At 34.0% G+C, this 22,789-nt stretch carries 24 protein-coding genes and 2 pseudogenes; 15 read left to right on the top strand and 11 right to left on the bottom strand.

Translation table 11 applies throughout. The annotated features are described in order from the left end of the window. Nucleotides 1–3 precede the first annotated feature (3 nt). The 3 genes from ABWU64_RS01745 to ABWU64_RS01735 are packed head-to-tail and all read left to right on the top strand — an operon-like array spanning nt 4 to nt 3,554. On the top strand, nt 4–1,335 hold the full coding sequence (locus ABWU64_RS01745; RefSeq protein ID WP_135352827.1) for a M16 family metallopeptidase: 1,332 nt from the start codon (nt 4–6) through the stop codon (nt 1,333–1,335). Next, nucleotides 1,322–2,632, top strand: a complete 1,311-nt coding sequence (locus tag ABWU64_RS01740) for a M16 family metallopeptidase (protein ID WP_015587780.1) — start codon at nt 1,322–1,324, stop codon at nt 2,630–2,632. The genes ABWU64_RS01745 and ABWU64_RS01740 overlap by 14 nt, the downstream gene beginning before the upstream one ends. Before the next feature lie 55 nt (nt 2,633–2,687). Continuing rightward, the gene (locus ABWU64_RS01735) at nt 2,688–3,554 is read left to right on the top strand and encodes a hypothetical protein (RefSeq protein ID WP_108784152.1); all 867 of its coding nucleotides are present in this window, start codon (nt 2,688–2,690) and stop codon (nt 3,552–3,554) included. Nucleotides 3,555–3,558: 4 nt separating this feature from the next. Here the strand turns inward: ABWU64_RS01735 and purN are convergent, their stop codons facing one another. Beyond that, nucleotides 3,559–4,128 (bottom strand): phosphoribosylglycinamide formyltransferase, encoded by a 570-nt coding sequence (gene purN / locus ABWU64_RS01730; protein ID WP_353279727.1) that lies wholly within the window; start codon nt 4,126–4,128, stop codon nt 3,559–3,561. A gap of 265 nt (nt 4,129–4,393) precedes the next feature. Between purN and ABWU64_RS01725 the strand changes: the two genes are divergently transcribed. After that, complete coding sequence (locus tag ABWU64_RS01725) at nt 4,394–4,810, top strand: hypothetical protein (protein ID WP_007301944.1); 417 nt, start codon at nt 4,394–4,396, stop codon at nt 4,808–4,810. Here ABWU64_RS01725 and ABWU64_RS01720 read toward each other — a convergent pair. Continuing rightward, complete coding sequence (locus ABWU64_RS01720; protein WP_015587783.1) at nt 4,803–5,324, bottom strand: Na+/H+ antiporter subunit E; 522 nt, start codon at nt 5,322–5,324, stop codon at nt 4,803–4,805. The genes ABWU64_RS01725 and ABWU64_RS01720 overlap by 8 nt on opposite strands. 103 nt (nt 5,325–5,427) lie before the next feature. Between ABWU64_RS01720 and ABWU64_RS01715 the strand changes: the two genes are divergently transcribed. The 6 genes and pseudogenes from ABWU64_RS01715 to lgt all read left to right on the top strand — a co-directional run bounded on the left by ABWU64_RS01715 (nt 5,428) and on the right by lgt (nt 8,531). After that, complete coding sequence (locus ABWU64_RS01715) at nt 5,428–5,667, top strand: hypothetical protein (protein WP_353279726.1); 240 nt, start codon at nt 5,428–5,430, stop codon at nt 5,665–5,667. A 30-nt stretch (nt 5,668–5,697) separates the two neighbouring features. After that, nucleotides 5,698–6,481: pseudogene (locus ABWU64_RS01710) on the top strand (IS5 family transposase). Between the two features lie 27 nt (nt 6,482–6,508). Then, a pseudogene (locus tag ABWU64_RS01705) lies at nt 6,509–6,811 on the top strand (ankyrin repeat domain-containing protein); the annotation flags it as partial. A 60-nt stretch (nt 6,812–6,871) separates the two neighbouring features. Continuing rightward, nucleotides 6,872–7,195, top strand: a complete 324-nt coding sequence (locus ABWU64_RS01700) for an ankyrin repeat domain-containing protein (RefSeq protein ID WP_353279724.1) — start codon at nt 6,872–6,874, stop codon at nt 7,193–7,195. 88 nt (nt 7,196–7,283) lie between these two features. After that, a complete protein-coding gene (gene smpB / locus ABWU64_RS01695) occupies nt 7,284–7,733 on the top strand; it encodes an SsrA-binding protein SmpB (protein ID WP_015587785.1) in 450 nt (149 codons plus the stop codon). A 6-nt stretch (nt 7,734–7,739) separates the two neighbouring features. Continuing rightward, nucleotides 7,740–8,531 (top strand): prolipoprotein diacylglyceryl transferase, encoded by a 792-nt coding sequence (lgt, locus tag ABWU64_RS01690; protein WP_007301947.1) that lies wholly within the window; start codon nt 7,740–7,742, stop codon nt 8,529–8,531. 214 nt (nt 8,532–8,745) lie between these two features. Here lgt and ABWU64_RS01685 read toward each other — a convergent pair whose 3' ends face one another. From ABWU64_RS01685 to ABWU64_RS01665, 5 genes are all read right to left on the bottom strand, one after another. Next, the gene (locus ABWU64_RS01685; protein ID WP_353279723.1) at nt 8,746–9,000 is read right to left on the bottom strand and encodes a hypothetical protein; all 255 of its coding nucleotides are present in this window, start codon (nt 8,998–9,000) and stop codon (nt 8,746–8,748) included. Then, nucleotides 8,976–9,287, bottom strand: a complete 312-nt coding sequence (locus tag ABWU64_RS01680; protein ID WP_353279722.1) for a hypothetical protein — start codon at nt 9,285–9,287, stop codon at nt 8,976–8,978. The genes ABWU64_RS01685 and ABWU64_RS01680 overlap by 25 nt, the downstream gene beginning before the upstream one ends. A gap of 83 nt (nt 9,288–9,370) precedes the next feature. Beyond that, nucleotides 9,371–9,898 carry a phospholipase D family protein gene (locus ABWU64_RS01675; protein WP_341815412.1) on the bottom strand — a complete coding sequence of 176 codons (528 nt, stop codon included), beginning with the start codon at nt 9,896–9,898 and terminating at the stop codon, nt 9,371–9,373. A gap of 40 nt (nt 9,899–9,938) precedes the next feature. Further along, complete coding sequence (locus ABWU64_RS01670) at nt 9,939–11,426, bottom strand: UbiD family decarboxylase (protein WP_341815413.1); 1,488 nt, start codon at nt 11,424–11,426, stop codon at nt 9,939–9,941. 47 nt (nt 11,427–11,473) lie between these two features. Then, the gene (locus ABWU64_RS01665; protein ID WP_353279721.1) at nt 11,474–13,357 is read right to left on the bottom strand and encodes a DUF3857 domain-containing protein; all 1,884 of its coding nucleotides are present in this window, start codon (nt 13,355–13,357) and stop codon (nt 11,474–11,476) included. A gap of 393 nt (nt 13,358–13,750) precedes the next feature. On the opposite strand from ABWU64_RS01665, the gene ABWU64_RS01660 reads away from it, so the two are divergent. The 4 genes from ABWU64_RS01660 (at nt 13,751) to ABWU64_RS01645 (ending at nt 16,489) form a co-directional block, all read left to right on the top strand. After that, nucleotides 13,751–14,491, top strand: coding sequence for a DsbA family protein (locus tag ABWU64_RS01660; RefSeq protein WP_353279719.1), 741 nt, complete (start codon nt 13,751–13,753; stop codon nt 14,489–14,491). A gap of 191 nt (nt 14,492–14,682) precedes the next feature. Beyond that, nucleotides 14,683–15,018, top strand: coding sequence for a hypothetical protein (locus ABWU64_RS01655; protein WP_353279717.1), 336 nt, complete (start codon nt 14,683–14,685; stop codon nt 15,016–15,018). A 122-nt stretch (nt 15,019–15,140) separates the two neighbouring features. After that, nucleotides 15,141–15,842 carry a hypothetical protein gene (locus tag ABWU64_RS01650; RefSeq protein ID WP_353279715.1) on the top strand — a complete coding sequence of 234 codons (702 nt, stop codon included), beginning with the start codon at nt 15,141–15,143 and terminating at the stop codon, nt 15,840–15,842. Nucleotides 15,843–15,895: 53 nt separating this feature from the next. Then, complete coding sequence (locus tag ABWU64_RS01645; RefSeq protein WP_341815418.1) at nt 15,896–16,489, top strand: TIGR02217 family protein; 594 nt, start codon at nt 15,896–15,898, stop codon at nt 16,487–16,489. A gap of 74 nt (nt 16,490–16,563) precedes the next feature. On the opposite strand, the gene ABWU64_RS01640 is transcribed toward ABWU64_RS01645, so the two are convergent. The 4 genes from ABWU64_RS01640 to ABWU64_RS01625 all read right to left on the bottom strand — a co-directional run bounded on the left by ABWU64_RS01640 (nt 16,564) and on the right by ABWU64_RS01625 (nt 21,028). After that, nucleotides 16,564–16,716 (bottom strand): hypothetical protein, encoded by a 153-nt coding sequence (locus ABWU64_RS01640; protein ID WP_353279713.1) that lies wholly within the window; start codon nt 16,714–16,716, stop codon nt 16,564–16,566. Next, the gene (locus ABWU64_RS01635) at nt 16,706–17,392 is read right to left on the bottom strand and encodes a hypothetical protein (RefSeq protein WP_353279712.1); all 687 of its coding nucleotides are present in this window, start codon (nt 17,390–17,392) and stop codon (nt 16,706–16,708) included. The genes ABWU64_RS01640 and ABWU64_RS01635 overlap by 11 nt, the downstream gene beginning before the upstream one ends. Before the next feature lie 504 nt (nt 17,393–17,896). After that, nucleotides 17,897–18,190 (bottom strand): hypothetical protein, encoded by a 294-nt coding sequence (locus tag ABWU64_RS01630; protein ID WP_041581313.1) that lies wholly within the window; start codon nt 18,188–18,190, stop codon nt 17,897–17,899. 159 nt (nt 18,191–18,349) lie between these two features. Beyond that, nucleotides 18,350–21,028 (bottom strand): 2-oxoglutarate dehydrogenase E1 component, encoded by a 2,679-nt coding sequence (locus tag ABWU64_RS01625; RefSeq protein WP_353279711.1) that lies wholly within the window; start codon nt 21,026–21,028, stop codon nt 18,350–18,352. 577 nt (nt 21,029–21,605) lie between these two features. Here ABWU64_RS01625 and ABWU64_RS01620 point away from each other — a divergent pair. Next, complete coding sequence (locus tag ABWU64_RS01620; RefSeq protein ID WP_353279710.1) at nt 21,606–22,787, top strand: hypothetical protein; 1,182 nt, start codon at nt 21,606–21,608, stop codon at nt 22,785–22,787. Nucleotides 22,788–22,789 lie beyond the last annotated feature (2 nt).

Genomic DNA, 22,789 nt, shown 5'->3' with positions numbered 1-22,789 from the left:
ATAATGCTTCGCAAATTCTTTAGTTTTTTTATACTATCTGTGTTTTTTTTCATTTGTCCGATTTCTTTGGAAGCTGAAATCATAAAGCATGCTAAGCTCAGTAACGGATTGGATGTTTATGTAGTACCTAATCACCGAATTCCAACTGTTTTTCATGCAATAATATATAAAGTTGGGGGAATGGATGACCCAATTGGCAAAGCAGGATTGGCTCACTACTTTGAACACTTAATGTTTGAAACTACAGGAAAATTTAAAGACATAGAATCCACTTTGGGCAGCATTGGGGCCCAATTTAATGCTTTTACCACTAAAGAATACACCTGCTACTACGAATTAGTTCTCAAAAAAGATTTACCACTAGCAATGGAAATTGAAGCAGATAGAATGGGCAATTTTGATGTTACTCAAGACAAAATAGATAGAGAAAAAAATATCGTATTAGAAGAAAGAAAGATGAGATTTGATAATAATCCTGAAGCTTTACTATGGGAGGAAATGAACAGTGCATTTTATCGTAATGGTTATGGTAGGTCTGTTATTGGTTGGGAGAGCGATATTAAAACTTACAATCAAGATGACATAACAAGGTTTCATGATAACTATTATCATCCAGGTAATGCTATACTGCTCGTTGTTGGTGATGTAGAATTTGAAGAAGTAGCGGAATTAGCAAAGGAAAAATATGGTGCAATTAAAGCTGAGCCTTTAGTTAAGCATTATCCAAACCAAGATCCAGTACATAATGCGGACATATCGGTCATTTTAGAAAGCACTGAAGTAAAAGAGCCAGTTTTATACTTTCGCTATCGTGTTCCTTTATTTGAGCAAATAAGTGAAACTTTTCCTGTTGATTTAGCAGTTGATGTTTTGGGAAATGGCAAGTCTAGTAAGCTATATAAAGATTTAGTTCTAGATAAGAATGTAGCAGTAGAAGTGTTTGCTTATTATAATAGCTTAGCTTTTAGTAATGGTTACATTGAGATTCGGGTAACTCCAAAAAGCGGGGTAAATTTGGATGCTGTTGCAAGAGAGTTAGAACATTCTATTAATCACTTTAACTCTGAAGGAATAACAAGTGAAGAGTTGCAAAGCACAAAGTCTAAATACAAAGCAGCACAGTTTGATAATCTATCTGATTTAACTAGTGTAGCAATATTTTATATACCACGTCTAGCACTAGGTATCCCACTTGATGAAATAGACATTTCATATAGCAAAATTAATGATGTCAATCTGAAAGATGTAAATCACAAAATTCGTACTATTTTTTCTACTAATAAATTAGTCGGCCGTTTGCTACCAAAAGGAGGTAATAATGATGAGAGTAAGTAAACTTTTATTTCTACTTTTTTTCTGTCTGGGCTTTAATTTGCAGGCGAGCAGCCACCTAAATATAGAGGAGGTTACTACTAATAAAGGGCTTGAGTTTCTGTTTGTTGAAAACCGTGATTTACCAAAAGTTTCACTCAATATATCATTCAAAGATGCAGGTTACGTGTATGAAAGTGCAGAAAAGCAGGGGCTTGCTTGGTTTACTTCTCTTGTAATTCAAGAAGGAGCAGGAAAAAATGATGCCAAAGATTTTGTAAAAAAGCTTGAGGATAAAGGAATTAGTTTAAATTTTACTGCTGGTTTAGAAGCATTTAGGGTTTCATTAAATACTTTATCTGAGAATTTAGAGGATGCAATTTCACTACTGAGTGATGCTATAATGCGTCCTAAAGTTGATCCTGAAGGATTGAATAGAGTTTTTGAAAAAGCCAAAGTAAACTTTAATAATTTTGAAAAAGATCCTTATTTTATTGCTGCAAAAGAGTTGGATACGTTGTTGTTCAAAAAACATCCTTACTCAAGAGATCCATATGGAACTCTAGACACTATAATGAGCATTACTAGAGACGATGTTTTAACATACATAAAGCGTAGTTTTACTAAGGATAATATCGTTATTAGTATTGTTGGTTGTGCAACAAAAGAACAAGTTAGTACGCTGCTCGATAAATATTTATCTAAGTTACCATCAAAAAGATCGAAAGTTAGAAAGATATCTGTAAAAAATGAATTTGGGCCTGCAGAAAGTAAGAGCGTTTTTATGGATATACCACAGAGTGTAATACTTTTTGCTCAAAAAGGCATAGCATATGAAGACCCTAATTACTATAATGCTAGTGTTTTGATTAATGCACTTGGTGGTATGAGTCTAAACTCAATACTGATGAAAGAGTTGAGACAAAATCTAGGTATTACTTATGGTGTTAGTGCAAGTAATATTACAAATAAACATGGGAATGTTATATCTGGATTTATAAGTACTGATAGTTCTACTGCTAGCAAAGCTATATCAGCAGTAAAAGATACATTTAGCAGAATAAAAAAGGAAGGAATTGACGAACAATTATTCAAGGATGCAAAAACCAGTTTAGTAAATAACCTTACCTTCTCTTTCCTATCCAATAATGCGAATACAGCAATGTTGCTGGATAGTATGCAGATAGACGATCGTGATGTTAACAATATAAATAATTATACGAATATCATTAATAATATTAAATTAGAGGAAGTAAACAAATTGGCAAGTTCTTTACTGAATCCTGAAAATTTATTTTTTGTTAAGGTTGGAAGAAAATAAATAATCACTACAGTACATTTAAAATTTTAACCATATTCCTTTATAATCTAGGTATGTGATTGATTTTTATGTTCAGGTGAAAAACGATACTGCAAAAGAAAGCAAAAAAACTCCAACTGCTTTGTTAAATCCTTTAATAACGATATTTTCTGTTATCAATACAGGTGTGTTGATAATCCTCAAGTTGATATACATTACAAGTCAACAGATAGGTATGATAGGCATAACGCTCGGTAATATTGGCACAGGTGTTTTTTTTAGCTCAGTATCCTTAATTTCAAGCATGTACTCTTTTTTTGACTGTTTTAGAGAAAAAAGCTTATATAAAAAATGTAATTACAAGAGAACATTAGAAGAAAAAAGAAGGGATAAATATAGAATTCAAGGTATTTGCTTAGACATTCTGTGCGATACATTATTTTTAACAGGTGCTACAGTTTCTATTGCTTTATTTAGTAATCCTATAGTTCTTTTTGTTACTGCACCTCTTGTTACATTGGGCTGTATAGTAATGATTGGTAACATAATTAACTCTATTTATCATCAAGTTAAAAACTTTAAAATTCATCTTTCACAGCTTTCAAAAGAGGAGCAGGAAGAGTTGTATACGGAAATGAAAAAAGAAATAAATTTATCACGCCTTTACAGAATTGCATCAAAAGTACTACCTGATATAGTAATATTAGCAAAACTGCACGCTAATCAGGAGAATAAAGAAAGGCGAGAAAAGGTTCAGAATTTAAAAGACATGCTAAAAGAAGGCAATCAAAAACCAATCGATGGTGATACATCTGATAAGGTTATTGAAATGAAAAAAGAAAAGCACATCGAGCAAAAAAGCTACAACTCTAAAGTTCCAACAAATCTTTCCCTGGATCAAGATGTAATAAAAGGAAAAAGTAATACCACACGATCTCTCTAATTTGCTATTGCTTAGGGTTATTTTCTGCTATTAACTTTACTGCTTTCACATAACACTTGTGTTCTTCAGCTAGAATGCGCTCTGAGAGGCTTTGAACATCATCATTTGGTAGAACTGGCACAGTAGATTGAGCGATTATGGCTCCAGCATCAACTTCAGGAATAACATAATGCACAGTACAGCCTGTGATTTTTACACCTGCTTTCAGAGCTTGCTCTTGGGCATTTAGACCTTTAAGGGATGGAAGTAAAGAGGGATGAATATTTATAACTTTATTATGCCATTTATTCAGGAAATCGGCCTTTATAATTCTCATAAATCCTGCAAGGCAAATTAAATCAACCTTATGTTGAACAAGTATTTCATGAATTTTATCAGTATCAAGTGGCTTATCTTCAACAACAAACGCTGAAACTCCTGCTTGCTTTGCTATTTTAAGGCCTCCAGCTTCACTATTATTTGTGATAACACACACAGTTTCAGCAGGGAAATTCTGATCTTGACATGCTTCTATTAAAGCCTGCATGTTTGATCCTCTACCTGAAATTAGTATTCCGAGTCTTATCTTTTTCATTTTAGTGCAGCCGTAAGAATGGACATTAATAAAATAGCTCAAAAGGAAAGTTTATTTTAGAATAAATACTATTGTGTAGCAATATTTTACACTGCTGAATAACATGGAATTAAAGAAATCATTCATTTTAGAGTAATTTTAATGTTTACTTTGGGAATATTGTGCAATTTATGGTAAATAAATGCATATTTTTATGGCTGCGTTATTATTTATTTAACAAAGTATTAGTATAATTTACTACACTGAATTAAATGGAGAAAATTCAATGAATAAATTACCAAGCAATGCAAAAACAAGCAAGTCTCAGGTTACTCAGTGGGAGGTAATAAAAAATTGTGAATATTCTGATAATTGTTTATCAAAAGTAGTAACTTTATACGTCATTAAAATGGCGGAATTATCAGATATTTATACGAGTAATGAACCTGAAATTAATACTATACTTACAAGAATAAGCATAACCAGTGAAAATGCATTTTTAAATAAGGTTGTTGATATTGAAATTATGGAGGGCATTTTTCCGTACAAATTCAACAGCAAGAAGAAAAATAACATATCAAGGCTAGAAGATTTGTACAATTATTTATGTTCTACTGTTATTGATAGCCTTCCAAAAGAAATGCTTGAAAGCCTAAGAAGAGAATACAGAGACGCTGTTAACTTATTTAAAGCAATTACTTAACTAGGTGTAGCATTTTTAAGACTTTACCTTCTATTTCAGAAATGCCACTTTCAAGATCTTTATCTATCAAACATATGGTAGATAAATATGTTTTCTGCTTCTTTTCAACATTGATAGTTAAAGTTCCAGGAGTAATCGTAACCGAGTTAGCAAATAATGCAATGGTCTTATCATTATGTCCTATGCATTCTCTTACAATAACAATTGGCTCAACTGTAGATTTGAATCGTAGCACCTTTTTTGTTACATAAATACTTGAAAAAATAATTTGGTAAATTAGCCAAGGCATATAACTTATAAGCTGATAAAGTGATAGCCTACCACTATCATTTAGAATTTGACTAAGGGCACTTTCAGCATCAATTAACCTTTTAAAGATAATCAATGTGAACACAGAAGAAAATACTCCACAGAGAATAAAAAAAGGCTCAAAATAACCAGACAATGTAATCCATAGAGAAAACAAAATCACAAATGATAGAGAAAAAAACTTAATATTTTGCCTGACTTTCATGATTTGGAGTATAACTTAAATGATTTTTTAGGAAAATAAAAAGTTCTTGATTTTTTTGTCAAAGAACATAATAACCAAGTTATTTTAATAAGTAGTGGAGATTATGACGCTTGATGATTTTCTAAAAATGCTTGAAGAAATAAATGATACTTCAGGTTTAAGCAAGAACAACATAGTTGAAAGAATAAAAATAAAATTAGAAAGTATTGATTTACGGAGGTGGGAAGATAGTGGATTTAATATCAATCATATATTCACTACACATAGTGATCTAGATCCTGTAGAAACTACATTGTTGCATTTTGCTGCTAAGAGCCTGTACGTGATCTCAAAAAAGGGATAGAATGAGAGGATAAAGTATATAAAGTAGGATATGCGAAGTTTATATCCAAGTGATATAAGTCGAGAAAAGTTTGAGATTATTGTAGCAGATCTGGAGTCTTGCAGGAAGAGGACAAAGCCAAGAACACTTGATTTATATCATGTATTTTGTGGAGTGTTATACGTCTTAAAAAGTGGCTGCCAGTGGAGAATGTTACCAAAAGAGTTTCCAAAATGGCGGAATTGTTACGACTATTTTAAGAAGTGGAGTGAAAAAGCAGATGCAAATAAAGAAAGTGTTCTGGAGCTGGTATTAAAAAAAATAGTTGGCGTGGTCCGACAAAACAATGGTCGGAAAGAAAAAACCAGCTTCTGCATAATTGATGCACAAAGCGTAAAAAATGCAGATACTGCTGAAGAAAAAGGCTATGATGCAGGCAAAAAGGTTTCAGGAATAAAACGCCATATTGCGGTAGATACACAAGGTTTACCCCACGCAATTTATATAACAACGGCAGAAATAACTGATCGTAGTAGCGCTGTGAGAATGGTTAAAAATGCTAAAGAAAACCTATCTGAAGTTAAAAATATACTAGTTGATGCTGGCTACACAGGAGAAAATTTTGCAACACAGATGAAAGTAACTATTGGTGCAACTGTTGAGGTGAAGCGAATTACACACCTTTGTCGTATTGCCGAAAAGATGGGTTGTTGAGAGATCTTTTGCTTGGTTGCAAAAATGTAGGCGATTGTGGAAAAATTGCGAGCGGAAACTCAACACTAGCCTGCAAATGGTCGTTCTTGCTTTCGCTGCTTTGCTTCTGAAAAGATTATGAACAGGCTCTAAGAGTGGCTATGAGAACATAGTAATAGCTCTAATTGAATATGGAGCATATGTTGATGCATGGGACAGCGATGGATGCACTCCTTTACATTTTGCTGCTGAATGGAACCACAAAGGCATATTAGATATTTTAATTGAAAGTGGAGCAAATGTTAATGCGTGGGACAATGATGTATGTACACCTTTACATCTTGCTGCTGAAGGTGGGAATGAAAGTGTAGTAAGAGCTCTAATTGCATGTGGAGCAGATGTTAACGCGCAGAACAATGATGGACACACTCCTCTACATTTTGCTACTAAGAGTGGCTATGAGAAGATAGTAATAGCTCTAATTGAACACGGAGCATATGTCGATGCGTGGGATAATTATAGAAGCACTCCCTTGCATTTTGCTGCTGAAAGTGATAATGAAAACATAGTAAGAACTCTGATTGAACATGGAGCATGTGTTAATGTGTGGGATAGTTGTGGACGCGCTCCTTTGCATTTTGCTAGCGATCATGAAAGTATAAGAGATATTTTAATTGAAAGTGGGGCATATGTTAGTAAACAGAACAATAATAGATATGCTCCTTTACACTTTGCTATTGAATGGGGCTGCAAAGATGTAATAAGTTCTTTGTCAGGCAATGCTAGTCCTAGGGCTGAAATGGCAGTAGGAAGAGTGGAACAAATTACACTTGCAGGAAGATTGGAGCTTTTTTAACCAAACTTGCATTTACTGAGATAATTGTTTTGTTATGAATTAAACCAAAAGTTCTGTAATATATTGAAGCTTAAAGATATCTTTAGATATGGAAGTTATTGCAGAAAATAGAAAAGCAAGGTTTGAATACTTTATCTTAGAAGAATTTGAAGCAGGTATGATCCTCTTAAGTAGTGAAGTAAAATCACTAAGGGAAAGAAAAGCAAACATTTCTGATGCTTACGTTACTGAAAAAAAAGGTGAAATATGGCTAAACAATATGCATATTGCAGAGTATAAAGCTGCGAACCAAAAGAATCACAAGCCAAAAAGAGAACGAAAATTGCTTTTGCATAAAAAAGAGATAAATAAGCTAATTGGTCAAATCAAAACCTCTGGAATAACTGTTGTGCCACTTTCTATCTATTTTAATGATAAAGGGTTGGCAAAAACTAAAATTGCCATTGTGAAAGGAAAAAAACTCTACGATAAGAGAGCAACCATAAAGCAGAGAGAGTGGGACCGTGAGAAAAGTAGATTGTCTAAGAATAATTTGTAGTAAAATATGTCTTTAAGTCCAGTTATTTTTAGCATCGGTCCTGTTTCTATATATTGGTACTCTTTAGCATATGTTTTGGGTATAGTTTTTGCATATTGGTATTTACATAAGCTAGACAATCAAAAAATATTTACTAAGAATTTTTACGATTCGTTATTAACAGCCGTTATTATAGGCATTATCCTTGGAGGTAGGCTTGGCTACGTATTGATATATGATCCAGTTCTCTATATAAGCAATCCTATCGAAATACTAAAGACCTGGGAAGGAGGTATGTCATTTCATGGCGGTGCTATAGGAGTTTTGCTTGCAGTAATAATCTCCTGTAGAAGACATAACATTCCTATATTTTACACACTGGATCTAATTTCTTGTGGAGTTCCGATAGGTTTACTTCTAGGCCGCATAGGTAATTTTATAAATGGAGAGTTATTTGGCAGGGTTACAACTATGCCGTGGGGTATGGTATTTCCAGAAAGTGGTGATAATTTATTGCGCCATCCAAGCCAACTTTATGAGGCATTTTTTGAAGGAGCGCTACTTTTCGTAGTTGTAAATTCACTATTTTACTTGAACAAAATGAGATTGTATTATGGTGCAACAACTGGAGTTGCAGTTATGTTGTATGGAGTAGCACGTTTTATGGTTGAATTTTTCCGCGAGCCAGACTATCAAATTGGCTATTTATGGTTCAATTTAACTATGGGACAGTTGCTTTCTATACCTATGATTTTGTTGGGAATGCTTATATATTTAGGTGCGTTGAATTTTAGGTTTAATACAAAATCTATTCAATAGACAAGAGGTAAGTTGAATAAAAAAATATAGTAGAAGTTTATCTACTACATAGCATGTACAACTGTACGAACTTTTCGTGTTGCAGAGAATAAACGTGAGGGCACAAACCTTTTGTTGCATAGCTATGAAACAAACTTAGTAGCTACTGACCAAATTCATTATTAAGTAGATATTCATTTTTCAACAAAATCCCCTTGATTTAGAAGCTACTCTATTAAAACATATTTTTAAACTTTTGCCAAAACCCTGGTTTATTATCATTAACCTTTGTGAAGGCTATGTTTAAACTGTATCTTGGATCGTTTGGCACATCATATCTAATATTCAGTATTGAAACTTCGTTTTTACTATGAACAGAAACATCGTCATATGATAACTTTGTCGTGTAGCATTTTATATGCTTTTGCTTATCATATACTATATCACCTGATTCCCCTTCTAGTTCTATAAATTTAGTTTTTTCTGACATTCTTTTATTTTTATTAGATCCTTGTCTAGTGATATTGAAACCGGTAGTGTATTACCAGCATACTCTTTAGCTAAAAGCTCACTTTGAGGATACATTTTTATTTCCCTTCCAAAATGTGAGTCTATAAAATTATTGCTCCAAAATTTGTCTCCAGAATGTACATATTTGTCAGTAGCATACGGTACAACACCATAATTGCATTGAACTTTGTAATCTCCAACACCATTATTTTGAAAAAAATCATGAATGGCAGTGTAACTATCAGCAGCATCATTTATGTAATCCATTACCTACCCCTTAAAACCTTTTAATCTATTATATCACAAGAAATTACATCTATCAATAAAAAGACTTTTTTGATATCAAGTATCTAGGGAGTATATTGATAGGATTTTGACATTCGTATTTCCCAATTTTTCACATACTGCTGGACTAATTCAGGATAATTTTCAATAATTAATAAATTTTCAGCGTTTCCCTTTTCAGCTGTCTTACTGAGGTTAAACGATCCTGTGATGACTTTTTGATTATCAACAATTATTACCTTATTATGAGCGATTTTTGGCTTATTATCGATCCAAATCGGTATTCCATTTGAAAACAATTCGCTTATGACACTATATTTTGAATGGAGTTGTGATTTATCTAAGACGACTTTAACATCAACACCACGCTCTTTGGCGTTAATCAAAGATTTTGCAACTGTTCCAAGAGTAAATGTATATTCTTGAACTAAGATAGATTCTTTAGATTGGTCTATCTCGCTTATTATCGGTACAGCACAGTCTTCTTCAGGTGAGAAGCAAACTGTTGCTTTTGGGCAAGACGAGGATATAGGACCCGCATAGTAGTACAGAGAAAAACATACCGACAAAAATAAAAGATATAAAAGCCTCACAAACCACACCTAAATACACGGCGGTAGTCTACATCATAGCTCAATCACCTGTCAACCCATATTCCTTCCACTTCTCTGTAACTTTCTTTATTATTTCCTCGCTCATTTCAATTTTTCTTCCCCATTCTCGTTTGGTTTCGGGTGGAAGTTTGTTTGTTGCATCAAACCCTATTTTACCTCCGAGACCACTTTCAGGAGAAGCGAAGTCTAAATAATCAATTGGAGCATTCTCTATCATGATTGTATCACGTACAGGGTCCATTCTCGTTGAAACTGCCCACATTACTTCCTTCCAATCACGTACATTTATATCATCATCAACAACTATAATAAATTTGGTGTATAAGAACTGTTTGAGAAAAGAGAGTATGCCCATAATAATTCTTTTTGCATGCCCTGGATAAGCCTTTTTTATCGATACTACCGCTATTCTATATGAGCAACCTTCTGGAGGCAGGTAAAAGTCCACTATCTCTGGAAATTGATTGATAAGAATTGGCACAAAAATTTCATTGAGTGCTTCACCAAGAATTGATGGTTCATCTGGCGGCTTACCAGTGTAAGTGCTGAGATAAATTGGATCTTTGCGCATTGTAATTGCAGTGATGTTAAACTCAGGAAACTGTTCAACAGCATTATAGTAACCGGTATGGTCTCCGTATGGCCCTTCATCTCTATACTTATCCAAACTTACATATCCTTCTAAAACAATTTCTGCATGAGCTGGCACTTGAAGAGGAATAGTCTTACAATTTACAAGCTCAAGAGGCTTTTTGCGCAGCAGCCCAGCAAATTGGTATTCTGACAACGTCTCCGGCACCGGAGTTACCGCAGCAATAATCGTTGCAGGATCGCTACCAATCACAGCAGCCGCAGGAAACTTCATATTTTGCCCCCTCTCCTTCCACCGTTTATGGTGACCTGCACCACCACGATGTGCAAGCCAGCGCATTAAAGTCGTTTTTTTATCCACGACCTGCATACGATATATTCCAAGATTAAAATTATCTTGCTTGTCTGCTGTTGGTCCTTTTGTTACCACAAGTGGCCAAGTGATAAGCGGTGCAAGTTCATTTGGCCAGCATGTCTGAATAGGTAGCAAACTAAGATCCACCTTATCCCCAGTTAGCACCACCTCTTGACATGGGGCTTTGCTTACAACTTTGCTTCGCATTGACAATACGGCTTTCAGCATAGGAAACATTTTTACAGCATCTTTGAAGGTTTTTGGTGGCTCAGGTGATCGCAAAAATGCTAGAAGTTTACCCAGATCCCTTAATTCATCAGAATTTATACCAAGTCCGAATGCAATTCTCTCAATAGTACCAAATAAATTCACTAAAACTGGAATTGAATTTTTGCCATTTTCTGTGACAACATTTTCAAAGATTATTGCTGGCCCTTTGTTTGACAAAACTCTGCGATGAATTTCCGTCATTTCAAGAACAGTTGAAACTTCCTTTTTAACTCTAATTAGATCTTTTCTCTCTTCTAAAGCCTTGATGAAGTCGCGTAAGTTATTGTACATATTTTAAAAATTTTAAGCCTTTTAAGAAGTGCTTTTCCCAGCACAACTCATTCACTTATTATTACAGAGGCTCTAGAAAAATTATTCTCCAATTCGCTTTTTAAGTTTTTATATTCAGCAGTCTTTAATTCTTCATTGGTAATAAAACTTTTCTTTATGGTTATTAAATTGCTAAATTCGGTTCCATCATTTTTATATTTACAGAATCTATTTACATATAACCAAGGAGTATCTATTTCAAAATTCAAATTTTCACAGTTTTTAATTTTGATATCTTTTATTATCATATGGCTTTCCTTAGTTTTAGGAACACCAATAAAAAGGTCTGACACTTGGTCAGAAGCTGTATTGACAACATCATTAAGCCAATTATCTCCTAAATTCAAAGCAGGTCCTAGATTTGTCTTAAAAATCTTATTTTTTTGCTGAAACTCATATTTGATTGTAAGATCTTCTACATTACGTAAAGTAAGGTCAGGCAATTCTAAGAACTTCTTTTCTTCTTCATCAAGATATACCCCACTAATCATATGAAAAACAGAATCCCTTAATTGCTCATTTGAATAATACAATCCAACCCCTGTTAAACCTAGGGCTGCTTCCCCTTGTACGGTAAGCCGGCCATATTCATTTACAACATTATCTTCTATAGTTAATTCACTATGAGATATCACTTTTGAATTTTCAGCTTGTACAGCAGGAATTTTTATGTAATCTGCTTCCTCAGAATTGAGTACTAGAGCGTTCCTATCAGCAATGTCTGGAAAAATACCCTGTGCCATACTGACGATATTAGTTGGATCAATCCAATATATTTTTCCATCTTTATTTGTTACTCTGAGCATCACATGATTAAAATTACCCATATTAGGTAATGCTTTAGAGTTAGAAGTGTTAGTAGTTCCTCTCATAACTAAAACAGGTTGAACTTTGTAACCAAGTTCCTGTAAAATAGCAGCTGTGCTAGCAGAAAAATCTTTGCAATCCCCAACTTGAGAATCAGCAATTTTCTCTAAATCTCTCGGAAAATATTGTCCTGATACTGTGCGCCAATCTCCCATATATTGAACTTTTTCATTCAATAAAGAAGTAACAGCATTGATCTTATCTTCATCAGTATTCTCACTGGCAGCAGACTCTGCTATAGCCGTAAAAGTTGCAGGAAGTGGCTGATTAATGACGCTATGATATCCAGGAGCTAATTTTTTAGCTAGATCTTCCCATTGAGATGAGCTTGAAAGTGATACCCAGGTGTTGTGTTTAATATTCAATAGCCCATTGTGTGGCTCATTTGTTGTATTTTCATAAACTGCTTTCTTTAAAGCAATACTTATAGAGTGTATATTATCATTTTTTTTCTCAGCGATTTCTAATACTTCTCTTGGATCATTAACTTTAATCTCCAGGGGTAATTCAGAATTGATTTTAGTATTTTCTGCTTGTAAATAATCTCCATAATAAGAGAAGCTCAAGCCATAAAAATTATCAACAGGAACTTTTTTGTTAACTTGCTTATATCTTAAATATACCTCTGTACCAATTTCTATTTTAGGAAATGATATGGTTACTTGTCTTAACTGATCGAAGCCTTTACTAGGACTAGCTAGCGGTTTATCTTCCATCATGTCTTCAGTGACTATATATTCCTCTCCGTTGTAAGCTGCTTTAGCCTCTAAAACAGTAAAATCTGCACTATCATCATTATAAACAAGACTGTATAGAGAGAATCTATCACGCCCAGACTCCTTGAGTATTTTTGCTTGAAGTTCTACTTCCGTTTCGTAGGTACCATCTCTATTAACATTGATGTTAACATTAGAAAACTTAATCTCAACAGAAGCATCTTCATACTTACTCCACCTTGCTTCAGATGCAGGAGTTACAAAAAATACTAATAATGTTAAGTTAAAAAGAGTTTTTAAAAATTTCATTATGTACCTACACTTATTGAACCATTAAATCCATGCAATTTTGTTCACAGTGTAAACAGGAATAAACTCGGCAGATTGGGAAAGAAGCTTATTTTCTAGAATGGCCGTTTCCTTCTCTCTACCAATTATTGGCTCGTTCATATAATTTACCGCCGTGTTTGTCAGCATTATATGCGGCGGTTATAAAATAATCAACTTTTTTACCGCCGCGGTTACAATTGTTATACATGGCGGTAAGGATTACTTAAATCTCAAATGCTTTATTATACACAAGTTTTCGCTACTTAATATCACCAAATTCTCTGATATACTACTATATAAAGTTTGCATTTTTTGATATAAATGTTTTAATATTGAGCATTTCTTTAATGTTTATATTCTTTAAGTAAGTATATGTCTAAGATACCATTTTTATTGATTTTTATATTTGCAGTAGCAAGTTTACCAGTAATAAACAATTGGCTTTCACACCGCAGTCAAGTCTTAAATGACGACCATATAGGTGAGAGATTAGATGACTACATCAGTAAAAATTTTGATAGAGTTCTAAAAGCTCTCCGAGAAGAGTCAGCTAAAAATAGTTATGCTAACGCAGTCAAAAGTAAAATTTCTCAGCATAAAGATGAAATATTTGACTCCACTTATCCTTACTCAGGAAATGAAAATAGCAATGTCATAGCTGTAGGGTTCTTTGACTATTCTTGTGGCTATTGTAAGGCAATAAAGAATGACATAAAACAGTTGATCAATGATGGCAAAATTAAATATATCTTTAGGGATGCTCCAATACTTGGTAACAATTCCTTAAAGGCAGCAAAAGCTGCTTTAGCAACTTATTTTATCGATAAAGAAAAGTACTTAGATTTTCACTATGCTGCACTAGATCACAGAGGAGAATTTTCAGATAAAACTATATTAGGTATAGTGAAAAATATAGGGATTAACGAGGACGATTTTAACAACTCTATGAAAAGTAATGCAGACAAAATTGAGCAAATGATAAACAACAGTAAACTTTTAGTAAGCGAGCTTGGAGTAGGCGGTACACCTTTTGTGATAATAGGAGATAGTCTTTTTGTAGGAAAAACTGATTTGAATATATTACGCAAAAAAGTAGATGAGTTAAAAGATTAATAAATTCCCTGCTTGACAGCATAAGAGAGTTTAAGTATAGTTAAGATATAGTAAGTAACAATATGTATAGGCTACATATTAGTTCAAGAAAAGTAGGTGATGTTTGCTTGCAACACAGCACGACCTTAAGTAATTAGCCTTCCTATGCTGGTTAATCTATTAAAATATTATTATCATTTTGGAGCTATAACATGAGAGATTCTAACTATGTAAGAGAGCCAATTGCTCTTTTTCAACAAATCAAAGAAAATAAAAAATCAAGTGATTTATTGCATAATCTAAAGAGCACTTATCCTGAAAAGCTAAAAATAGGAGCTGCTATAAAGACAGGAGATTGCTTTTTTGACTCCGTGGCTCAAGGATTGAACGAGTTAAAACTCGGTCATCATTTTACTGCAAAATCATTAAGAAAAGATTGTGCAGATTATGCTAGCAAAAATAGAAGGTCAAGTTTGTGGGTTTATAAAGCAGTAATAAAAGATGCTGGAGAGTATTTTGTACCTAAAAAGATCCGGATGGAGAAGTAATAAGTGAAAATGGATCTAATAAGAAAGACTATGCAAAGTCTTTCTACAAATATTTAGAGTGTATTACTAATACACATACAGCTGACGTACCTATATGGGGTCGTCCAAACATTGAAGGTAGAATGATATGCGACAAGTACAAAGTGGAGCTCCGTGTTTATTCAATAGAGGAAGACGGTCAAAAAGTTACGGTAACTAAAATTACAGCACATGATGATGATCCAGAAGTTTTTATGGAAGATATAAATCTCAATCAACTAGAGATAGATAGTAGCAAAAAAACTGTAGGAGTAGTGAATTACATGAGGCATTTTGTGCCACTTCTTAGTGGAATCTCTAAAGATATAACAGAAAGTCAACCAGTTTCTGTTGAAGAAATCTTTGGTGAGGTTACAGAAGTTCCTGCTTATGAGCAACCAAAGCCAGAAGTACAACAAGAAAGCAGCGCTAGTGAGCCAATTCATACAGATACAGTAATTACTATTTCTCATCAACAAGGGCAAGAAACACACCAAGAGGCAATAGAAAAGAAATTAATCAATAGTTACAGAAGAGAAGCTATTTATAGCATAGCTGCTGTAATAACAGCTATAGCATTCACAGCATCTGCTATAGCTACTGTTTTTACTCAACCAATTCCTTTAGCATATCTTGCTGGAGTTGCTTTAGTTGTTGCATGTATTTGTATGTATAAGTTGACGCAGAGCCATAAAGACATTAATGAACTCAAAAGTGAGCCAAAGGAAAATATTGCCCATACTTTTCTAGAAGAAACGGGATTTAAAATTTATAGCCTGATTGATAAAGTAGCTTCAAAAGCTTAAGCTCTTTCTTACTTTATCTACACCAAATCAATTTTGTTTTCACAGGAGGAAATATGTCATTTACAGAAATTAGATTTCCAGAAAATATATCTTATGGTTCCACTGGAGGACCGGAATTTTCCACTGACGTTGTAACAACTCATAATGGTTGTGAACAGCGCAATATTAATTGGTCTCGTGCACGTGCCAGGTATAACATAGCTTATGGAGTTAGGTCAAACGAGCAGCTAACAGAGCTCATAACATTTTTTCAAGCACGAAAGGGTAAAGCAATAGGGTTTCGTTTTAAAGATTGGTCAGACTTTACAGTTACCAATCAAGAAATTGGCATAGGAGACAATAAAAAAATGATCTTTCAACTGATGAAAACTTACATAAGTGGAAAGGACAAACATACACGTATGATTAAAAAGCCAGTGCATGATACAATAAAAATTTACCTAGATGGTGTAGAGACAGAAAAATACTCAGTAAATTATTCAACTGGAGAAATAGAATTTATGAAACCACTAGCAAAAGGCATGATAATCACCGCAAGCTTCGAATTTGATGTACCAGTACGCTTTGATACAGATTACCTAAACGCTTCTATTGACAACTACAGCAGTAACAGTTGGAATAATATTCCTTTGGTGGAAGTGAAGTAAGCTATTCAGCCACTACAAAAATCAAGAGACACTGAGGCTCATATTTAAATATGAGCCTCAGTGTATTTTAAAGTCTATCGCCCATTACAATATTCCACACTTGAAATTTGAGGAGATTCTACTAATGTAGTATTTTCTCTTCCCTGTAAAATAGAAAGTTTTAACAACTCCTTTATAGCTATTTTTGCAAGTGTTTTATCATCTTTATTTAAGATTTTATCTAGCATGTTTTTTCTGTAAGAGATTAACAAAATTTCTAGCTTCCTCATTAAAAGCCTCCATTGTGTTGATATAAGATAATACCAAATCCGAGCTATTTATTGCTAAAATTACATTTAGGGCAATATCTAATTTTGCTTCCTCTTTGCTATATATTGCCAAAATTCCATTTATGAAAATATCTAATTTTGTTTTATCTTTAGTTAAATCTTCAACTAACCTATTTCTAATATTATTATTATCAAACAAAATGTACTCTAGGTACGAAACAGACTCAATAAGTATAAAGTCTTCTAAAGGTACTGATTCTAAACATTCGTCAACATCAGTAAGTATTCCAAACTCAGTAATACATCCTTCTTTTTTCACAACATAGCAATCGGGAAGATTACGATACATTGATAGCAAAGAAAAAAGACGTATTATACTTGTACCTCTATCTTTCATTTCCTCAAGAAGCTTTTTATCATTTATTAGTTTGTGCAAAATGTAATCCGTAGCAAGACCTGGTTTGCGAAAACGAAACATATTATTTTCTGCAAAAATAGCCTCAGCTAATTCGATAGACTTTTTATCCTCATCTATAAAAGCCTTTTTGTTTCTATTTAACTTTATGATCTCAGCTTTACTATTTCTGCGTAGTCTAGTTTGCCCTATTAACCTCTCAAATGTTTCTGTCTTCATGTATATCTCATATTAATTAATATTAATATTTACTATATTAACTATTTTGAGAAAAATAAATGAAAATCTTAATAAATATTATACTTTTATAAAAAAATAAAAGTCTTTTTATATTTGTATGAGTATATAAGAGATTTGATTGTTGTAAGTTATCTAAGTGCTAGCGTCTAATTAATAAGTCTACTTGAAGCCGTTCGGTGTTTGTACTTTTACGATTTCTGCTTGATACATCACTACTTCTGAAATAGCTGCAAGAAATTCCAAAATTGGAACTTACCATACCGAAGTAAAAAAAAAATCAATCATATGTTTTCATAAAACGCTAAGAGTGAGAGTTTTAATAGAATCAGAAGAATATAAGATTTCGTTTTTCCCATTTACTCACCTGATCTCAATTCTACTGAACGCTATTGGTTTCAGATTAAGCACAATATCCAAAAACATGTTCGCTGATTTTTCTTACTCCATTTATTTTATTCTTAAAAGCGCCCTCACCTTTATGTCTTAAGATTCAAGCCAGATGACCCCTATTATAGCAGCATTCATTGCATCCATACAAGCTTGGCATTCACTATCATTACATTCTCCTTCAAGCCTATCGTATTGATTCAGTGTAATATTATCTTTATTATTTAGCATAACCTTGAAGCATTCTTCATAGTTTTTGCCAGTAGATTCACCTGTTTTGACATCAATAAGTTCGTCATTTTCAACCTTAATATCTATTCGAGAATTTGGTCTCTCTTCTTTTTTTGTAATAGCATAAGATTGTAATTGGAAAGTGTTATTATTATTCATAAAATACTCCTTAAATTTATTCTAGTCATAGAATATAAAATTTAAGAATCTGTAAACTAGCTTTGCTCGCCACAATCTTTTTTGTAACATGGGAAATTTTTTATTGCTATGAGTTATCTAGGTGCCAGCATCTAATTATATGAGCCTGCTTGAAGCCACTTAGTGTTTGTACAGTTGTGCCTGCGCAACTTGCTTCAAAATTTCTGCTTGTTGTTGAGCATGGACATTAGCATAACCACATGCAGGAGATGCAGCAGCAGGTCTTGCAATGCACTTAGGCCTTTTTGCTTGAGTGTCTAGATTAGATAGAATCTCTTCTATTAACAGATTAACAAAAAACCATCCTCCCATATTTTTTGGTTCCTCTTGACACCATATAATTTCAGCGTTCTTATATTTTTCGAGTTCATTGTTTAGTTTATCGGCCGGGAATGGATAAAATTGTTCTAAACGCACTACTGCTATATCGTTTATTTTTTGTGCTTCAAGCATTTCAATTATGTCGTAATAAACTTTACCACTACATATTACAACTTTACGTATTTTATCACTTGCAACTAAACCTGTTCTACACTCTGGAATTACCGTAAGAAATTTTCCTTCAAAGTCAGAAAGGTTAGAAACTGCGCTTTTATGACGCAATAGTGATTTAGGTGTAAACACCACTAAAGGCTTACGAAAATCTCGATTAATTTGTCGGCGTAAAACATGAAAATAATTCGCAGGAGTAGAGCAATTAACCACCTGCATATTATCCTCTGCACAGAGTTGCAAAAACCTCTCTATACGAGCAGAACTATGCTCAGGCCCCTGCCCTTCATAACCATGAGGCAAAAGTAAAACTAGACCACTTGATCGCAACCACTTTGTTTCTGCTGATGCAATAAACTGGTCGATAATGATTTGCGCACCATTTGCAAAATCACCAAATTGCCCTTCCCAGAGCACCAGTGAATATGGAGAGTCAAGGCTATATCCATATTCAAAACCCATCACAGCATACTCAGATAGTGCGCTATCTATAACTTCAAAGCGAGCTTGCTTCTCACTTATGTTGTTTAGTGGAATAAACTCTTCTTCCGTTGCTTGATTGATAAGTCTTGAATGACGGTGCGAGAAGGTGCCGCGGCCAGAGTCTTGGCCTGACAAGCGCACTCCTATTCCTTCTTTAAGCAATGACGCGAATGCAAGACTTTCAGCAGTTGCCCAGTCTATGTTGCTACCGGAATTTATACTGTCTATTCTGCCATCGAGTATTTTTCTAACCTTATTATTGATATTGAAGCTACTTGGAATATTGCTATTTATGTGTACACCTAATTTTTTTAGCTCATCTGGTGAAACACCAGAGTCCGTATAATATTCACTCAAATCGTTCAACTTTGCTCTTCTCAATTTCGACCACACTCCATCAAACCAATCAGCTTTTTTTGGAGTGTAAGTCACTGACTCAGCAAGACTTTTATCCAACCTTACCCTAAATTCGCTGCGCAATTTACTTACTTCATCACTAATTAGGACTTTCTCTGCAGCCAGCTTCTCTTCGTAAATTGCTCCCGGAGTTTTATGCCTTGATATTGCTTTATACATAAGTGGCTGAGTAAAATTTGGTTCATCGCCTTCATTATGGCCATATTTGCGGTAGCATATTATGTCAATCACCACATCCTTTTTAAATTTCTGCACATACTCCATTGCCAAACTCGCGGCAAAACTCACGGCTTCTGGATTATCTCCATTAACATGAAATATTGGAGCTTCTATTGATTTTGCTACATCAGTACAATAAAAAGAAGAGCGTGCACAACGAGGATTCGCAGTAAAACCAACTTGGTTATTGATGACAATATGAACGATACCACCAACTTTATAACCTTCAATGTTGCTCAAAGTCAGGGTTTCGGCAACCACTCCCTGCCCGATAAAAGCTGCATCACCATGAATTGATATTCCAAGCACAGATCTCATATTTTGTTTTGCCCCCACTCTTCCAGCTAGAACCGGATTTACCGCCTCAAGGTGAGATGGGTTAGGACATAAACTTAAGTGTATTTTTTTACCACCAGCAAGTGCTCGATCAGAAGAGTAACCAAGGTGATATTTGACATCACCAGATACCTCAAGACCACTTGGATATGCAAGGTTGCCTTGAAATTCAGACAGCATTGCCGCATATTCTTTCCCCATAACTTTGGTTAGAACATTAAGCCGTCCTCGGTGGGCCATACCAAGAACTATTTCTTCAATACCAAAAGCTGCAGAATCACTAATAACTCTTTCAATTGCAACAATGGCTGACTCCCCACCTTCGATAGAAAAACGCTTATATCCAGGAAATTTCATATGGAGAAATTGCTCGAACATCTCAGATTCAATCAAGTGCCTTAGTATTTCTTTTTTATCCTGAGGGCTTAGCGTATAGACCTGATTTTCAATTTTCTCCTGCAGCCAAACTCTTTCCTCATAAGAGGAAATATGCATAAATTCAAAACCGATATTCTTGCAGTAAATATCTCTGTAGATTCTAGTGTCACTTGTAGGAGAAAGATTCAAGTATTTTTGATAATCTATTTCCTTATTTACATTCGTTGATAATGGATTTAAGTCTGCAAAAAAGTGACCGTAAGATCTGAAAAAATTTGCTAAATCATCAGCATCTACCTTGGCTTCATTCTGTGCTCTGCAGGGTTCTGCTTTATTAACTTCTAAATTGCTCGAAAAAATTCTGTACCAATCTTCTCCAATTGATTTATCGCCTTGCAAGTAACGGCTATAAATTTCTTCCACAAATTCGACATTATCGCCATAAAAACAGGAGTTATTTTTAAAATTGGACATAATCACTACAAAAGTATCAAGTACTTATGAGTATAACTTAAGTTTTTTAAAAAAGAACTCCTTTAGTTTCTAATTATTAAGTTATACAAACACTGTAATCTGAGTTTTCCAGAAAGGGTGTCATTCTAGACTGACATCTAATCTTTCCATAAATGCTGTATTTCAACATAAAATAACTATACTCATCAACTTGTGCCCAATCATAATTCCTAGATTCCAGTGTTAGCTACTTGTTTTTTGGATTTCTATACTATTGCTGATTGAAGATTATTGAAATTTTTTTGCACATTAAGGAACGCAAGCGTTTATGAGTCAGAGGATAAGTCATATAACATTTACTCGGTCTTAATACTTTGAATTTATATTTAAGTAAACGATAAACAGTAATTGGTATGAATGATCTATTTAAAAGTGACAATTATGATAAAAATCTCAATTCTTTGATAAGAGTCATAAAGCTAAAGGATACAAAAAAATTAATGAACAATATGATGAAACACTGAAAGATTTATCTCAAGCTCTGAAGAATTTTACAAACAATGCAAAAGATGTAGCCAAATTTGTTATATATAGCGACTTGAATAACTATATAGAACCTTTGAGCACAAAGCCACTCGGTTTTATTGGAACATTAAAAGGGATATTAGATAGAGTCTTGGGAAAAGATATTCCAACTAATGATAATGACATAAAAAATTTTGTTGGTGATGAATTATCAGGTTTCACTATAGAAAAAGCAGCCGAATACACAAATATTTTAAGTACAATTAATCTATTCAAGAAAGGACTTAAAGAAATTTTAGATTCGAAGCAGAGTGGAAAAGGCAATAAAGAACATAAATCATACGAAGTAAGCACAGAAAATAAAACGACATCAAAGCAGAAGGAAGATACTCCTAAGCTGCAAGAAGGAAAACAGCCGGTAGGAAAATTAGTTATGAAGAGAATAAAACGGCCAACAACAGCACCTCCGCCACCTCCTACTGCCTCAAAAAAGGTACACTTTAAACCAGAAATAGAGAATGTATCTCCTGAAGATTCAGGCTATGAAAGTTCATTAAGTGAAGAGTCTGGACATGAGGAAATATCAAATTATCAAGAGAAAAGTAGTAAATCTTCAACAAAAGATCCGGAAGACTCAAAGTTAGCTAAAAAGGAGCCAACTCACAAAACGAAACCTAAGAAAAATGCAGGAACAAGAAAAGGATATAAAAAGAGACAGGCTCCAGAGCCACCAGCACTAAACGCTGCCAATCAAGAAATTAGGCAAGAAACTAAAGAAGATAAATCTGAAATACTGTCAAATCCTAAAAGGCTAGATATTGTTGATCAACAAGTGAGCACGAAACCAATAATAGTAGAAGTGACTTCGCAAAAATCAGCTGAAAGTAAACCAATCCTGAAAAAATCTGCTGATAAAGCAGCATCAGAAGTAAAAGCGGTTATTATAAAAGAAAAAGTAAATAGCAAGAAGGACGGTAGAGTAAAGTCAATAGTAGGAAAATTTGAGCAAAATCAAGTTGCTAAGAGCAAAGCCACCCCTGCAACACAAGCAGATATCGGTATGAAGAAAGATCCTGCACCATCGCAAAAAACTGCCTCCCAATCTCAATCATTTCCGGCGGGAAATAAAAGATCTAAAATGAACCCCATAACAGCAAAGTCCGATCCCAAGCCTTCAGTTAATACAAAGCCTATTCTCACGCACGTCAGCGTAAAGAAAATAGCTGCACGATTTGAAAGCCATGGGAAGAAATAGTT

This window comes from Wolbachia endosymbiont (group B) of Xanthorhoe designata (genome assembly GCF_964028585.1).
Classification (GTDB): Bacteria; Pseudomonadota; Alphaproteobacteria; order Rickettsiales; family Anaplasmataceae; genus Wolbachia.
The sequence above is the reverse complement of the archived record's forward strand: the minus strand, read 5'-3'. Positions and strand labels throughout refer to the sequence as shown.